The organism is Streptomyces sp. RLA123, from assembly GCF_056270165.1.
The window spans coordinates 1,257,844-1,273,041 of the sequence record NZ_JBWDOR010000003.1 but is presented as its reverse complement, the minus strand read 5'-3'; the positions used below and the strand labels follow the sequence as shown (position 1 = coordinate 1,273,041).

14 protein-coding genes are annotated in these 15,198 nt (G+C 72.9%); 5 read left to right on the top strand and 9 right to left on the bottom strand.

The features are described from left to right. Positions 1-227 precede the first annotated feature (227 nt). Positions 228-1,190, top strand: a complete 963-nt coding sequence (locus tag RV983_RS05890) for a DUF3800 domain-containing protein (protein WP_475984706.1) — start codon at positions 228-230, stop codon at positions 1,188-1,190. Here RV983_RS05890 and RV983_RS05885 read toward each other — a convergent pair. Next, positions 1,150-1,434 (bottom strand): acylphosphatase, encoded by a 285-nt coding sequence (locus RV983_RS05885; RefSeq protein ID WP_475984705.1) that lies wholly within the window; start codon positions 1,432-1,434, stop codon positions 1,150-1,152. The two genes, RV983_RS05890 and RV983_RS05885, sit on opposite strands and share 41 nt — an antisense overlap. Continuing rightward, entirely contained in the window at positions 1,431-2,168 is a 738-nt protein-coding gene (locus RV983_RS05880; RefSeq protein WP_475984704.1) for a DUF72 domain-containing protein, read from the bottom strand. The genes RV983_RS05885 and RV983_RS05880 overlap by 4 nt, the downstream gene beginning before the upstream one ends. Before the next feature lie 85 nt (positions 2,169-2,253). On the opposite strand from RV983_RS05880, the gene RV983_RS05875 reads away from it, so the two are divergent. The 3 genes from RV983_RS05875 to RV983_RS05865 all read left to right on the top strand — a co-directional run bounded on the left by RV983_RS05875 (position 2,254) and on the right by RV983_RS05865 (position 5,557). Beyond that, positions 2,254-3,528, top strand: coding sequence for an alpha/beta family hydrolase (locus tag RV983_RS05875; protein ID WP_475984703.1), 1,275 nt, complete (start codon positions 2,254-2,256; stop codon positions 3,526-3,528). A gap of 44 nt (positions 3,529-3,572) precedes the next feature. After that, on the top strand, positions 3,573-4,028 hold the full coding sequence (locus RV983_RS05870; protein ID WP_475984702.1) for a Crp/Fnr family transcriptional regulator: 456 nt from the start codon (positions 3,573-3,575) through the stop codon (positions 4,026-4,028). A 215-nt stretch (positions 4,029-4,243) separates the two neighbouring features. Beyond that, the gene (locus RV983_RS05865; protein ID WP_475984701.1) at positions 4,244-5,557 is read left to right on the top strand and encodes a streptophobe family protein; all 1,314 of its coding nucleotides are present in this window, start codon (positions 4,244-4,246) and stop codon (positions 5,555-5,557) included. Positions 5,558-5,562: 5 nt separating this feature from the next. On the opposite strand, the gene RV983_RS05860 is transcribed toward RV983_RS05865, so the two are convergent. The 3 genes from RV983_RS05860 to RV983_RS05850 form a co-directional block, all read right to left on the bottom strand. Continuing rightward, complete coding sequence (locus RV983_RS05860) at positions 5,563-7,902, bottom strand: FHA domain-containing protein (RefSeq protein ID WP_475984700.1); 2,340 nt, start codon at positions 7,900-7,902, stop codon at positions 5,563-5,565. Positions 7,903-7,950: 48 nt separating this feature from the next. Beyond that, positions 7,951-9,426 carry an SDR family NAD(P)-dependent oxidoreductase gene (locus tag RV983_RS05855; RefSeq protein ID WP_475984699.1) on the bottom strand — a complete coding sequence of 492 codons (1,476 nt, stop codon included), beginning with the start codon at positions 9,424-9,426 and terminating at the stop codon, positions 7,951-7,953. 173 nt (positions 9,427-9,599) lie between these two features. Further along, on the bottom strand, positions 9,600-9,842 hold the full coding sequence (locus RV983_RS05850) for a hypothetical protein (RefSeq protein ID WP_475984698.1): 243 nt from the start codon (positions 9,840-9,842) through the stop codon (positions 9,600-9,602). 152 nt (positions 9,843-9,994) lie between these two features. On the opposite strand from RV983_RS05850, the gene RV983_RS05845 reads away from it, so the two are divergent. After that, positions 9,995-11,818 (top strand): AMP-dependent synthetase/ligase, encoded by a 1,824-nt coding sequence (locus RV983_RS05845; protein ID WP_475984697.1) that lies wholly within the window; start codon positions 9,995-9,997, stop codon positions 11,816-11,818. Positions 11,819-11,833: 15 nt separating this feature from the next. On the opposite strand, the gene RV983_RS05840 is transcribed toward RV983_RS05845, so the two are convergent. The 4 genes from RV983_RS05840 to RV983_RS05825 form a co-directional block, all read right to left on the bottom strand. Further along, on the bottom strand, positions 11,834-12,706 hold the full coding sequence (locus RV983_RS05840; protein ID WP_475984696.1) for a S1 family peptidase: 873 nt from the start codon (positions 12,704-12,706) through the stop codon (positions 11,834-11,836). A 139-nt stretch (positions 12,707-12,845) separates the two neighbouring features. Further along, positions 12,846-13,385, bottom strand: a complete 540-nt coding sequence (locus RV983_RS05835) for an AMIN-like domain-containing (lipo)protein (RefSeq protein ID WP_475984695.1) — start codon at positions 13,383-13,385, stop codon at positions 12,846-12,848. A 42-nt stretch (positions 13,386-13,427) separates the two neighbouring features. Continuing rightward, positions 13,428-14,357 carry a lysophospholipid acyltransferase family protein gene (locus RV983_RS05830; RefSeq protein WP_475984694.1) on the bottom strand — a complete coding sequence of 310 codons (930 nt, stop codon included), beginning with the start codon at positions 14,355-14,357 and terminating at the stop codon, positions 13,428-13,430. Further along, positions 14,357-15,139, bottom strand: a complete 783-nt coding sequence (locus RV983_RS05825) for a GNAT family N-acetyltransferase (RefSeq protein ID WP_475984693.1) — start codon at positions 15,137-15,139, stop codon at positions 14,357-14,359. Before RV983_RS05825 ends, RV983_RS05830 begins: the two co-directional genes overlap by 1 nt. Positions 15,140-15,198: the final 59 nt, after the last annotated feature.

Here is a 15,198-nt window from a genome sequence, read left to right as displayed (position 1 = left end):
GCGTGCCCTGTCGATGCTGACAGGGACGGGCACCCGCGGGCATCGGGAGGATGTCCGATCTTCCCGCCCGGATCCGGACGTCCGGCGCCGGGCTGCGGCTGGGGAGAAGTACCGACGGCCGGCGGCGACCGCACCGCGTCCGCCGCGCGGGAAATCCCCTGGAGCCCGCCGCCCGGATGGCCGAGGATGGCCCGGAAGGGCACCACCGGAAGACCAGGGAGGACGCGGTGACGACGGGTCCCGTCCTGGAGATCGCCTGCGACGAGTCCGGATCGGACGGCGAGAACCTCATCGGCGGCAACACCGACGTGTTCGCCCACGCGGGCGTACGGCTGGACCCCGCCGTGGCACACGCCTGCCTGCGCGAGATGCGCGACCGGATCCGCTCCCCTGCCCAGGAGTACAAGGCCAACCATCTGCTCCGCGAGAAGCACCGGCCGGTCCTGGAGTGGTTCCTCGGACCGTCAGGGCCGCTCCCGGCCGACGCCCGTGTCCACCTCACCGACAAGGCGTTCTTCGTCGTGCGCCGCGTCGCCGACGTGCTGCTCGACGACCGGTCCGAGGCCGCGCCGCTCTACCGCGAGGGCCGGAGCGCCCTGACGGCCCCGCAGTGGCGCGTCTTCCTGGAGTCGGCCAACGACCTCGTCCGCACCCGCAACCGGGAGGCCGGACCGGCGCCCGTCGACGCCTTCTTCCGCACGCTCGACGTCCTGCACGGCACCGCTCTCGCCGCGCGCCTGCGGCACACCCGGCCCCGCGCCGAGGCGTTCAGGGCCCGCGTCCTCGATGGGCCGCCGCCCTTGCCGGACCTGGACCCGCTGCTCCCGTCCCTGGCCCGCACCATCGCCCACTTCGGCCGGGACGGACACCCCGTCTCCGTCGTGCACGACCGGCAGAACACGCTCACCGCCGAACGCGTCCGCCGCCTGGAGGCGATCCTGCCGCCGCCGTCCCGGCTCGCGTCGCTCACGCTCGTCGAGTCCCGCTCCGACCCGCGGGTGCAGCTCGCGGACTTCCTCGCCGGTGTGGCGCGCAAGATCGCCTCCGACGCCCTCAACGGCCGCGCCGACGCCGCGCTCACCGGTCTGCTCCGCCCCCACGTGGAACCGCACTCCCTCTGGGCCGACGAGCACAGCCGGTCGCTGCTGCTCAGCCGCGCCACGGAGTCGGACGGATCTCGAAACCCGTGAGGCCCTCGGGCTCCTCCTCGTGGACGTGGACCCGGTCCACGATCGCCAGGGGAGAGCCCTGGTGGGCCCACTCCACCATCCGTCCGACCGCCTCGGCGGGGCCCTCGAAGACCGATTCCACCGTGCCGTCGGCCAGGTTGCGGACCCAGCCGCTCACGCCCTCCTCCAGCGCCGTCCGCCGGCAGGTGTCGCGGAAGAACACGCCCTGTACGTCACCGGAGACGACCACACTGCGCCGGATCACGACGGCTTCACCCCGGAGACCGCCGCGGTGAAGGCGTCGGCGTCCAGGACCGCCGCGCCGCCCGGGTCGTTGTTGAAGTAGACAAACACGTCGGAGTCCTCCGGCCAGGTGTCCGCGATGCGGTGGGCCCAGGTGGTGAGCGCCCGCGCCCCGTACCGCGGCCACGGGCGGGCGATGCCCTCATGGAACCGCACGTAGCCCCAGTCCGCCGTGCGCCACAGCGGCGTTGCCGGGCGTGCCCGCCGGTCGGCCCAGCACAGGGCGACGCCGCGCCGCTCGAGCAGGGCCCTGACCTCCGGCGTCCACCACGAGGGGTGGCGCGGTTCGAGTGCCACCCGCACCTCGCGCGGGAAGCAGCGCAGGCACCCGTCGAGCACCCGCACGTCCGCGCGCAGGTTCGGCGGGAGCTGGAGCAGCACGGGACCCAGCCGGTCGCCCAGCCCCTCGGCGTGCGTCAGCAGCCGCCGCACCGGCTCCTCGGGGTCGCGCAGCCGCTTCATGTGCGTCAGGTACCGGCTGGCCTTGACCGCCACGACGAACCCGTCGGGGGTGTGCTCGCGCCACGCCGCGAAGGTCTCCCGCGACGGCAGGCGGTAGAAGGCGTTGTTGCTCTCCACCGTAGGGAAGTGCCTGGTGTACTCCTCCAGCCACAGCCGCTGCGGCACCTCCGGCGGATACAGGACCTCTCGCCAGTCCTTGTACTGCCACCCGGACGTTCCGACGAGCACGGGCATCGCGCGGTCCCTGCCGTTTGCTTGCTGGACACTATTCAGGGTAGGCCGTAAGAAGTCCCGCATGTCCCGCTCGCGGGGGTGAACCATGCACTTCACAGATCGCGCGGATGCCGGACGGCAGCTGGCCGGGCGGCTGCGGCATCTGGAGGACCACAACCCGGTCGTGCTCGGCCTGCCACGCGGCGGCGTCGTCGTCGCCTACGAGGTGGCCCAGGCCCTGCACGCGCCACTCGACGTCATCGTCGTCCGCAAACTCGGCGTCCCCCACCACCGGGAACTCGGCTTCGGCGCCATCGGCGAAGGCGGTGCCCGGGTGCTCAGCGACGACATCGTGCAGATGAGCCATGTCTCCCCGGACGACATCGACACCGTCGAGAGGCACGAGGAGGCCGAGCTGTCCCGGCAGGCGCACCGCTTCCGCGACGGGCGGCCGAGCACCGAACTGGCCGGCCGCACGGTCGTCGTCGTGGACGACGGCGTCGCGACGGGCTCCACCGCGCTGGCCGCCTGCGCGGTGGCCCGCGCCCGGGGCGCCGCACGCGTCGTGCTGGCCGTGCCGGTCGCCGCGCCGCAGGCGATGCCCGCACTGCGGGCCGCGGCCGACGACGTGGTGTGCCTGTCGGTGCCGGCCGTGTTCTTCGCGGTGGGGGAGTGGTACCACGACTTCTCGCAGACCGCCGACGACGAGGTCTCAGGACTGCTCAAGCAGGCCGTGGCCAGAAGCCCCCGGACCACCGACGTCGAGGTGGAGACGGCCGGGGCGCGGCTGGCCGGCACGCTCACGATGCCCGCCGACGCCCGTGCCGTGGTGGTCTTCGCCCACGGAACGGGCAGCGGCCGCCGCAGCCCGCGCAACCGTGCCGTGGCCGCCGCGCTGAACCAGGCCGGCCTCGGCACGCTCCTGTTCGACCTGCTGACCCCCGCGGAGGAGACCGACCGGGCCAACGTCTTCGACGTGGAGCTGCTGGCCGGCCGCCTCGCCGGCGTCACCCGCTGGGCCCGCCGGGAGAACCTGCCGGTCGCCTACTTCGGCGCGAGCACCGGCGCCGCCGCCGCGCTGCGGGCCGCCGCCGACCCCGGGGCGGAGGTCTCCTCCGTGGTCTCCCGCGGCGGTCGGCCCGATCTCGCCGGACCCGGGCTCCGTACGGTGCGCGCGCCCACCCTGCTGATCGTGGGCGGCCGGGACGACATCGTTCTGGAGCTGAACCGACGCGCGCAGGCGGAGCTCACCTGCCCCAGCCTGCTGCACGTGGTACCGGGAGCCACGCACCTGTTCGAGGAACCCGGCGCACTCGACGAGGTCGCACACCTGGCGCGTGACTGGTTCTCCGGCCACCTTCCTGCGACGCCCGGCGCGTGACCGTACTCTGAGGTCAAGGGCTCGGACGGCACGGGAGGACGTTCATGAGCAGTACGGTGACCATGCTGGACTCATTGCCGCTGCACCACCGCAGGGTCTTCCTGGAGCACGCCAAGCGGGTGAGCTTCCCGCAGAGCTGGCGGATCTTCGACGAGGGCAGGTTCGCCGACCGCTTCTGGGTCGTGGAGTCCGGCGCCGTCTCCCTCGACATGGACGTGCCCGGCCGCGGCCCGGTCTCCGTGGACACCCTCGGCCCCGGCGAACTGGTCGGCTGGTCCTGGATGTTCCCGCCCTACCGCTGGCAGCTCGCCGCGCACGCGCTGGGCACGGTGGGCGCGTACGAGTTCGTCGCGGCCGAGGTCCGCGAACTGTTCAAGGACGACCCGGTGCTCGGGCAGGCCGTCGTGCTCGCCGCCGCGCAGACCATCGCGCAACGGCTGGGCGCCGCGCGCGCCCGGATGGTCGACCTCTACGGGCCCCGTCTGCAGGAGCATTCCTGAGCGCGTGCCGGCGGTCCGCGCCGGGGCCCTGAGGGCGCCGGCCGGCCCGCGCGGCGGTGCCGCGATACCGGGCCGGTGCCCCTTGGCGGCCTCGTCCGCGAAGTCCCGGGCGGGGCGCCGCCGTTCGCCGGCGGCGCGGCAGGAGGGGCGCCAGGGGCCGTCAAGAGCGATATTCCGGACGGGCGGGCCGCGCCTGGGCTGCATAGCCTGACAGCGTGAGCCGCCATGAGCCCCCCGTCTCCCGTCCCGTCCTCGGGCCGGCGCGGGGCTGGCTGTACGCCCTGGGCGTCGTCGTCGCCGGTTTCGCCGTCATGCTGGTCGTCGCCGCCCTCGGGCTGTGGCTCGCCGGGGCCTCGGAACTGCCGCAGGGCGCCTTCGTCCCCGTCATAGCGGCGACCGTGGTCATGGCGGTCGGCGGACGGGTCGCCCTGGACGGCGGCGCGGGCTTCATCGCCGAGACCCAGGCGGGCATCACCGCCGTCCCGCTGTCCGTGGCGCTGGCCGGGGCGCTGGTGACGGCCTACGCGTTCCTGCGGCCCCTGCGGTTCCACGCCGTGCTGTCGGGCGGCCACCTGCTGCGCATCGTCCTGCGGACCGCCCTGCTGTGGGTCGTCGCCCTCCTGCTGATCGCCTTCGGCGCCCGGCACAGCTTCACCCTCACCGCCGGCAACGAGTACCTCGACGAGATCGCCCAGTTGCTGGGCACCACCCCGACCGTCGGCTTCCACGCCCTGGTCGGCACCACCGTGGGCCTGGGCCTGCTCTGGCTGCTCGTCGTCCTCCTGCTCGCGCTCGCCGTGTCCCGGCGGGTCCCACTGGCGCCCCGGCTCGAGCCGCCGCACGCCACGGTGCGGCCCGCCGCCCGCGCGATGGTCGCGGTGCTGCTGGCGTACGTCGTCGCGGCGGGGATCGCCGCTCTGGTCACGGCCGACACCCGGACGGACGCCGGCGACACCCTCGCCGTCGTCTTCCTCGGATTGCCGAACCTCGCGTGGCTCGCCTTCGGCCTGGGCCTGGGCGCCACCTGGCACGGTCATGTGAAGGGCGCACTCGGACTACCGGTGCCCGAGCCGCTCGCGCGGGTCCTGCGCACCGGCGGCGACGGCGACGTCACCCTCGACCTCGCCTCCCTCGCCCGGCAGGACGGCCGTGCCTGGTGGCTCCTCGTGGCCGCCGCCGTCGCCATGCTCGCCGCCGGATGGGCCACGGCCCGCCGCGCCCCGCCGGGCGCCGGTCACGTCCGCAATGCCGTCCGCCTGGCGCTGGCCGCCGCGGCCGCCATGCTGCTGATCGGCCTCCTCACCTGGATCGACGCCCACTACGGCCTCTCCCTCTTCGGTATCGGCGACCCCTCGGACACCGGTGGCCTCGGCGGCTCCGTCGTCCTCGTCCCCGACCTTCCTGCAGCGGTCGGCCTCGCCGCGGCCTGGGGCGCCGTCACCGGCCTCCTCGGCAGTCTCGCCGCCCGGCCGCGCCGCCGCCGGGCCGGGCGGGACGGCACCTCCGGGGGGACTCAGCCGTCGGGGTGACGGGCCTACCTCCGCATGACGGCCGGCTCCTGCCGCCGCAACAGACACGCCACGATGTACGCCATGACGGCCGACAGGGCCGCCATCGCGCCCATGTCCAGCGCCCACACCCAGGGCTCGGGCCGGAACAGCGGGTCGGAGGTGATCCGTCCCGGTGCCAGGGCGCCCAGATCGAGAGTGGCCGCCATCGCGGCCAGGGCCCAGCGCGCCGGCACCAGCCAGGCGAACTGCTCCAGCCCCGGCACCCCGTGCAGTTTCAGCAGCGCGCCGCAGAAGACGACCTGCACGAGGGCGACGAGCACCAGCAGCGGCATGGTCACCTCCTCCTTGCGCACCACCGCCGAGACCACCAGCCCGAGCATCATCGAGGTGAAGGCCAGCAGCGCCGCGGCCAGGGTGATCTCCAGCAGCGCGCTGGTGAGGACCCCGCTGCCGCCGCCGGGTCTCAGCCGGACCCCGACGAGCGCGACCATCGTCAGGACGACCGCCTGGACGACCGTGATCGTGCCCAACACCGCGATCTTGGAGCAGAGGTAGGCCGACCGGGACAGGCCGACCGCACGTTCCCGACGGTAGATCACCCGCTCCTTGACCAGTTCGCGCACCGCGTTGGCGGCGCCCGTCAGCACCGAGCCGACGCAGAGGATCAGCAGCACATTGATCGTGTTCTGCTGCGTCAGCGCGCCCCCGGCCAGGGCGCGCGCCATGCCCCCCATGACGAACGGCAGCGCGACCATGATCACCAGGAACGTGCGGTCGGCCGCCAGGGACGCGGTGTAGCGGCGTACCAGCGTCCACCACTGGCCGCCCCAGCGCTGGGGCTTGGGCGGTGTCAGCGCCGGGCGCGGGGTGGGGCCGGGCGACTCCATCTGGTCCATCGCGTCGCTGATGTACTCGTCGTGCAGCGTGGAGGATTCGTACTGGCCGGCCCAGTCCCGCCGCCGCTCGTTCTCGAACGCCTCGAAGGCCTCCGGCCACTGCCGGAAGCCGAAGAACGGCAGCGTCTCGTCCGGCGGCCCGTAGTACGCCATGCGCCCGCCCGGCGCCATGACCAGCAGCCGGTCGCAGACCTCCAGGCTGAGCACGCTGTGGGTCACCACGACCACCGTGCGGCCGTCGTCGGCGAGCCCGCGCAGCATCGTCATCACCGAGCGGTCCATGCCCGGGTCCAGCCCCGAGGTGGGCTCGTCGAGGAAGAGCAGGGACGGCTTCGTCAGCAGTTCCAGCGCCACGCTCACGCGCTTGCGCTGGCCGCCGGAAAGGGTGTGGACGGGCTGGTCGGCGCGGGCCTGCAACCCGAGTTCGGCGATCACCTCATCGACCCGGGCCTCTCGTTCCGCCCTCGCGGTGTCACCGGGGAAGCGCAGCTCGGCGGCGTACAACAAGGCCCGGCGGACGGGGAGTTGGAGGTGCAGGATGTCGTCCTGCGGCACGAGGCCGATGCGCTGGCGCAGATCGGCGTACTCGCGGTAGAGGTCCCGGCCGTCGTACAGCACCGTGCCCTGGTCCGCCGGGCGCAGCCCGGTCAGCGCGTTGAGCAGGGTCGACTTGCCGGAACCGCTGGGGCCCACCACGGCGAGCAGGCTCTTCTCGCCGACGGGAAAGGAGATGTCGTCCAGCAGGGTCTTGCTGCCGCCGTCCACCGTCACCGACAGGTCGCGGACACACAGCGACACCTCGCCGGTGTCGGTGAACTGCTGGAGCTTGTCGCCGACCAGCCGGAAGACCGTGTGGCCGACGTCGATGATGTCGCCCTGGTGCACCGTCGCCCGCTCCACGGGCTGACCGTCCAGATAGGTGCCGTTGTGGCTGTGCAGGTCGACGATCTCGTAGCCGCCGCCGGCCAGCGCCCGCAGTTCCGCGTGGTGCTGGGAGACCAGCAGGTCCTCGACGACCAGGTCGTTGTCGGCCGCGCGCCCGATGTGGATCGTGTCGTCGGGCAGCGGCCGCACCGACGTCGGCTGCCGGAAGGTGCCGGTCGCCAGTGGCGAGGCGATCGGGGGCGGCCGGTAGACCGGTGTGGCCGAGGCCCGGGTCAGCCGGGCCCACGGGCCGGTCAGCGGATGGCCGAAACGGACGACGCTGCCCGCGCCCACACCCCACTGGCGGACGTTCCTGCCGTCCGCGAACGTGCCGTTGGTGCTCCCGGCGTCCTCCAGGACCCACTGCCCCGCGACCGTGCGAAGGACGGCGTGATGCCACGAGACACGGGGGTCGTCGAGGACGATCTCGCCGTCCGGGTCACGGCCGACGCGGTAGATCCTGCCCGGGACCAGGACCAGGGTGTCCCCGGCGGTCTCCAGCACGAGTTCGGGCGCGGACGGCGCGAGTCGGCGCTCAGCCACACCGTCGATCGTAGTCGCGCGCGGCCCGTCCCGCCCGGCCGCGCGGCCTCACCAGTCGGTCGGCGCGTAGTCCTTGAGGAAGACCCCGTGCAGGTCCTCGCCCAGTTCGCCGCGGACGACGGGGTCGTAGACCCGGGCCGCGCCGTCGATGAGGTCGAGCGGGGCGTGGAAGCCCTCGTCGGCGAGCCGGGACTTCTCCGGGTGCGGCCGCTCGTCGGTGATCCAGCCGGTGTCGACGCTGGTCATCAGGATGCCGTCGGTCTCCAGCATCTCCCGCGCGCTGGTGCGGGTCAGCATGTTCAGGGACGCCTTGGCCATGTTGGTGTGCGGGTGGCCGGGGCCCTTGTAGCCGCGGCTGAACTTGCCCTCCATGGCGGAGACGTTCACCACGTAGGTGCGGCGCGCGGGGGAGGCGGCCATGGCCGGGCGCAACCGGCTGACCAGGATGAACGGGGCGGTCTCGTTGCACAGCTGCACTTCGAGCATCTCGACCGGGTCGACCTCGCCGACCGCGCGGCTCCAGCTGTTCTCCGCGTCCAGGTCGGGGACCAGGCCGCCGGCATCGATCGCGGTACCCGCCTCGATCCGGGCGAGCGAGGCCGAACCGCTGACCAGCGCCAGCTCGGTGACCTCCCGGGCACGTGCCGCGCTGTCCCGGCGCGGGCCGGGCAGGGCCGGCTGGGCGCCGCTGCCGAAGGTGCCGAAGACCTCGGAGACGGGCAGTTCGCCGGCGGGCAGCGGCGCCGACTCGGCGGCCACCAACTCGGCGTACGCCTGCGGGGAGCGGCGCACGGTCTGCGCCGCGTTGTTGATCAGGACGTCGAGCGGGCCCTCGGCGGCGACCGAGTCGGCCAGCGCCACGACCTGCGCCGGGTCGCGCAGGTCGATGCCGACGACCTTGAGCCGACTGATCCACTCGTCGCTGTCGGGCATCGCCTTGAAGCGGCGGATCGCGTCGGCGGGGAACCGTGTGGTGATCGTCGTGTGGGCGCCGTCGCGCAGCAGACGCAGCGCGATGTACATGCCGATCTTCGCCCGGCCGCCGGTCAGCAGCGCGCGCCGGCCGGTCAGGTCGGTGCGGGCGTCGCGCCGGGCGCGGTTGAAGGCCGCGCACGACTGGCACAGCTGGTGGTAGAAGGCGTCCACCTCGACGTAGCGCTGCTTGCACACGTAGCAGGAGCGCGGCCGCTGCAGGACGCCGGCGATCTCGCCGAGCACCGACGAGGAGGGCAGCAGGCCCTGCGTCTCGTCGTCGATCCGCTCCGCCGAGCCGGTCGCGGTGGCCTCGGTGACGAACTTGTCGTTGGCCGTCTTGGATGCCCTCCGCTCCTGGCGGCGGCGCTGCTTCACGGTCCGGTAGATGCCCGCCGTGGCCTTGCGGACGGTGATCGCGTCCGGGTGGTCCACGGGCAGGTCGTCCAGCTCCCGGAGGACGTCGAGGCACAGCTCCAGGCGTGCCGGGTCGATGCCCGGGACGCCCTCCCATGCCGTTGCCGTGCCTTGCTCGTTCTCGGTCGCCGTCATGCCCGCAGTCGTCCCTGGTTCGTGTGTTCCCGCTGCTTCCTGGGGAACTGTACGAAACCTGGCGGCGGACGGCCAAAAAGTCGGCGTACCGGAGGACTTTGGTCCCGGTCTCCCGCTCCGGGCGGTCGCTCTGCGTGACCGCGACGTACCGTGACGCCGCCTGTGCGCGGCGGTCACTCGAGGGGTGCGGTGGCCTCGCTCTCGTACGCGTAGTTCCAGGGCTCGTCGGCCATGTGCTCCAGGCGCTTGTAGTAGGCCGCGCTGTCCGGCCACGCCTGGTGCAGCCCGGCGTCCTGCACGGTGATCGCCATCGGGTCGTACAGGATGCCCTCGGGGGGCTGCCCCCCGGCTACCAGGGCGATCCCGAGTGTCAGACCGTCCCCGGGGCCGCCGTGGAGTCGGATCCTGGTGGTCATGGAGGTCACCTCCTGATCCCATGATCTCTCGTGATCGCCCGCGGGGGGAGGTTTGGTGAAGAAGCCCTGTCCCGACCGGCCTCGGCCGGACAGTGCGTGAGAGATCGGTAACGTTACGCTTCCGGCTCGCTCCAACCCCACGAGGAGCACGCGTGCGCGCCTTCAGTCTGCCCGCACTGGTGCACGCGACCCATGTCGGCGGGCTCGCCGACGTCGTGTTCGAGGACGCGGCGCGGGTGCCGGACGGGGTGCGGATGGGCCGCAAGGAGGACGGGCGCTGGCAGGACGTGACCGCCGCCACGTTCCGTGACGAGGTGATGGCGCTCGCCCGGGGGCTGCTGGCGCACGGTGTGCGCTTCGGGGACCGGATCGGGATCATGTCGCGGACCCGGTACGAGTGGACCCTCTTCGACTTCGCCCTGTGGACGATCGGGGCGCAGCCGGTGCCGGTCTACCCGACCTCCTCCGCCGGGCAACTGCGCTGGATCCTGCACGACACGGGCGCGGTCGGCTGCGTGCTGGAGCACGAGGAGCACGCCATGACCCTCGGCTCGGTGATCGAGCACCTCCCCGCCGTGACGCGCGTCTGGCAGCTGGACAACGGGGCCGTCGAGCAGCTCATGGCCGACGGCGAGCGGGTCGGCGAGGACGTGGTGCACCGGCACCGGCTGGCGGTCACCCCGGACGCGGTCGCCACGGTGATCTACACCTCCGGGACGACCGGCCGCCCGCGCGGTTGCGTGCTCACCCACGGCAACTTCATGGCCGAGTGCGACAACGTGATCGCCCAGTGGCGGACGATCTTCGAGACCGGCACCGCGGAGCCGCCGTCCGTGCTGCTCTTCCTGCCGCTGTCGCACGTCTTCGGCCGCATGATCCAGATCTGCGCGGTCCGGGCCGGGGCGCGCCTGGGCCACCAGCCGGACATGTCGGCCGCGGCGCTGCTGCCGGATCTCGCCGATTTCCGCCCGACCTTCATGCTGGCCGTCCCGTACGTCTTCGAGAAGGTCTTCAACGCCGCGCGCGCCAAGGCCGAGGAGAGCGGCAACCTCGGCGTCTTCGACCGGGCCGTCGACGTCGCCGTGCGCTTCGCCGAGGCCCGTGAGCGGCGCGCCTTCGGCACCGGCCCCGGGCCGAGCGCGGCGCTGCGGGTGCTGCACCGGATCTACGACCGGCTGGTGTACGCCAGGGTGCGCGAGGCACTGGGCGGCCGGGTCCGCAACGCGGTCAGCGGCGGCTCGACGATGGGGCGCCGGATGGGGCTGTTCTTCGAGGGCGCGGGCGTGACGGTCTACGAGGGGTACGGCCTGACCGAGTCCACCTCCGCCGCCACCGCCAACCCGCCCGGCAAGGTGCGCTACGGCACGGTCGGGCACCCCGTGCCCGGCACCTCGGTGCTGATCTCCGAGCAGGGCGAGATCCTGCTGCAGGGCGCGACGGTCTTCTCGGGTTACCTCGGCGACCCGCAGGGCACCGCCGAGGCGCTGCGTGAGGGCTGGCTCGCCACCGGCGACCTCGGGTTCCTGGACGAGCTCGGCTATCTGACCATCAGCGGCCGCAAGAAGGAGATCATCGTCACGACCAGCGGCAAGAACCTCTCGCCGGCGGTCCTGGAGGAACGCGTCCGCGAACACCCGCTGATCGAGCACTGCCTGGTCATAGGCAACGACCGGCCCTACGTCACCGCGCTGGTGACCCTTGACGGCGAGGCGGCGGCACGCTGGCTGCGGCTGCGCGGCAAGACCCCGGCCGGGCTGCGGGAGCTGGTGCGCGACCCGGAGGTGGAGGCGGAGGTCCGGCGCGCGGTGTCGGCGGCCAACACGCGGGTGTCGAAGGCGGAGTCGATCCGTGCCTTCCGCGTGCTGGCCGCCTGCCTCACCGAGGAGGAGGGGCTGGTCACCCCGTCGCGCAAGCTGATCCGCCGGGCCGTCGAGGAGGCCTACGCCGCCGAGATCGACGCGATGTACCAGCGCTGAGCGACGCCGGGGGCGTCACGGCTTGGGGAGCGTGCACCCTGCCAGGCCGAGGTCGAACTGGTTCCCGGTGGTCACGCACGCGCCGATCCCGTATGTCTCCTCGGCGTAGTTGATGCCCTGGCGGACCGTGACGGTGCCGTTCTGGTCCACCTCGCAGGGGTTGTTGACCGTGCACCGCCCGCCGTCCTCGTTGCCCGTGTTGTTGATCGCCACGACCTTGCCGGTGGAGGTGTCGATCACGGGTGAACCGGAGGTGCCGCCGATGGTGTTGCACGCGGAGGTGTAGCGGACCGAGTCCTTCCAGGTCCAGTCGCCCTCCTTGAGCCGGTACACGAAACCGTCGATGGCGCAGGTGTAGATGGTCTTCCAGTAGCCGGAGACCACCTTGATCGCGGCGCCCTGCACGGGATGGGCGGCGGAGAGCTCCAGCGCGGAGATCCCGTACGAGGACTGGATCTGCGCGTAGCTGCGGTTGAGCTGGTAGACCGAGATGTCGGTGTCGGTCATCGTCGCGTAGGCGAGCTTGGTGGCCCGCAGGGTGGCGACGTTGCGGCCCGAGGCGTTGAGCAGTCCGAAGGTGCGGGTCGAGGACTGGTTGAGCAGCACCTCGCCCGGGTCCAGGAAGCCGCTGGTGAGGCAGTGGCCGTTGGACAGCACCAGAGCCGGGTCGGTGGAGGCCGAGGCCGGGAGGCGGATGAGCGAGCCGGAGCAGTTGCTGAGCGACACCGTGCCGGCGAAGTTCACGGTGACCGCAGCGGGGGCGGTGTTCCGCACGCCGGTGGCGTCCCGGCTCGTGGCCGAGGCGGGCGCGGCGGACAAACCGAGGCAGGCGACTGCCGCGAGGGCGGTCAGAACGGCCGCCAAGGCACCTCTGAGAGGTCGTTTCATGTGGGGGGTCCTCTCGAGACCGAAGTTCTTTCGGTTTTGGCATGCACATTGTCATGACTCGAGAAGGCCCGTACAAGAGGGCATGGCGCAGCGGGGCCGCGGCGACGGACGTGCCGTCACCGCGGCCCCGACGCGGCGGTCAGCGGCAGGTGTTGGCGTGGGCGAAGTCGACGACGAACCGTTCGGGGCTGTGCAGCCGCTTCGTGGTCCAGGACGGCTTCGAGGTGAACGAGGTGCCGAAGGTGACGACACCCTCGAAGTCACCGGTCAGGGCAAGGCCCTTGAGCTTCGGCAGCTTCGGGCTCGTCAGCCGGGGGCCCCGGTAGACGTTCTTGCCGGCCGCGTCGTGGGCGGCGGCCGGGGACAGCTTGATCTCGACGAAGTACGTGCCGGGCAGCGGCACCTTCTTCCCCGAGGCGTCGTAGCGCAGTTGCGCGACGCGCCTGACGCCGGCGGGCGGCAGGGCGCCCTTGGCGTCGATCACAAGCCGGTCGTACGTGCAGTGCGTGGCCGTCCGGGCGTTCACGATCTGAGTCGTGGCCTTCGTGGCTCGGGCGGCCGTGGTGCCGGAAGCGGCCGGGGCCGCCCCCGCCGAGGCGGAGGCGGGCGCCGCGGCCATGGCACCGGTGAGCAGAGCGAGACCCGCGGCGGATGCCGCGAGGCGGTGGTTTCGGCGCATGGCGTCTCCCATGGGAGTGACGGGTCCGGGGACCGGATGTCACTAGGGGAGACTTGCGGCCGGCTCGCTCGGTTGCACGACGGGGGAGGGGATGACGACGGGTGCCGCCACCTCGACCACTTCGATCACCCCTGCCGGTGCGGGCCGCCGTGCGGCGGGCACCTCGGCGAAGTGGGCCGCCCGGTAGGCCGCGCGGGCGAACGCGCGCCGGTCGTGCCAGGTGCCCGCGGCGATCGGCGGGAGCGCCGCCACCTCCGCGGTCAGGCCGCGCCCCGACATCACCCGGTGCACCGAGCCGATCAGCGTGTCCTCCCCGACGAACGCCGGGGCGATGCTGCGCGTCCCGTCCGCCAGCCGGTAGTGGATCCGGAGGGGCTGCACGTCGGCACCCGCGTCCAACGCGGCCTGGAACAGGGCGTTGCGGTAGTGGCCCTCCTCGCGGCCGCACCAGGTGCTGCCCTCGGGGAAGGCGACGACCGTGGACCCCTCGCGCAGCGCCCCCGCCACCTCGGCGACGGTGTCCGGCAGCGTCCGGAACCGCTCGCGGTCGATGAAGATCGTCCGGCCGAGCACGCACAACGGGCCGAGCACCGGCCAGCCCCGGATGTCCGACTTGGCGACATTGCGGCCCGGGAAGACGGCGGCGATCAGCAGGATGTCCATCCAGGACACATGGTTGGCGACCACCAGCAGCCCCCGGCCGGGCTCGCGCACGGCGCGCGGGGCCGGCATCCGGACCCGCATGCCGAAGGCGGCCACCACCGACCGCATCCACGTACGGACCAGGAGGTCACGCAGTGCCGGAGGGCAGAGCACGGCCACCGGCACGGTCAGGACGAGCCCGATCAGCAGCACCACGACCACCGCGACGTAGCGCGCCATCCGGCGCAGGATGCCCACCAGGGGCCCCTCGCCGGTCACGCACTCCTGCGGGGTGCAGGGCGAGACCGGCGACCACCACGTCGCGGCCATCACGAGGACCCGAGTGAGCCGAGTGAGCCGAAGTGACGCAGGTAGCGCTCGTCCGTCCGCTCCAGGGAGAGCAGGATGAACAGGTCGGCGACACCGAACTCCGGGTCGTGGGCGGGCTCGCCGCAGACCCAGGCGCCCAGGCGCAGGTAGCCGCGGAGCAGCGCGGGCAGCGCGGCACGGGCCGGGCGGGCGAGGCCCGTCGGGTCCCAGGGGCGGTGCGGGGTGACCCGGTACTCCTCGGGGGCCATGTACTTGGCCGAGACCCGGTCCCAGACACCGGCCGCCGTCCCGCCGCCGTCGGCGAGCGGCACCGAGCAGCAGCCGGCCAGCCAGTTGTGGCCGGTGGTCGCCATGTAGCGGGTGATGCCGCCCCACATCAGCGCGACGACGGCACCGTCGCGGTGGTCGGGGCGCACACAGGAGCGGCCGACCTCGACGAGGTCGTGCTGGATCGGGGCGAGCCGGCCGAGGTCGAACTCGGACTCGGAGTAGGTGCGCCCCGCGCGGCGGGCGTTGGCGGGGGTCAGCAGCCGGTAGGTGCCCACGACGTCGCCGGTGTGGTCGTCCTTCACCAGCAGGTGGTCGCAGAAGGCGTCGAGGGCGTCGACGTCCAGGCCGGGTTCGGGCGTGTCCAGCACAGCCCCCATTTCCCCGGCGAACACCTGGTGCCGCAGACGCTGCGCGGCCCGCACCTCGGCCTCGTCCTGGGCGAGGCTCACCGAATAACGGGGACGGTCGCTTGCGTTGTCGACAACGGGCGCGAGTTCGTACGAAGCGGTCATGGCGCGATTCCCTGGTCAGGGGGACGGGGACACCCCTATCTGTCCCGTCGGCGCCTTGC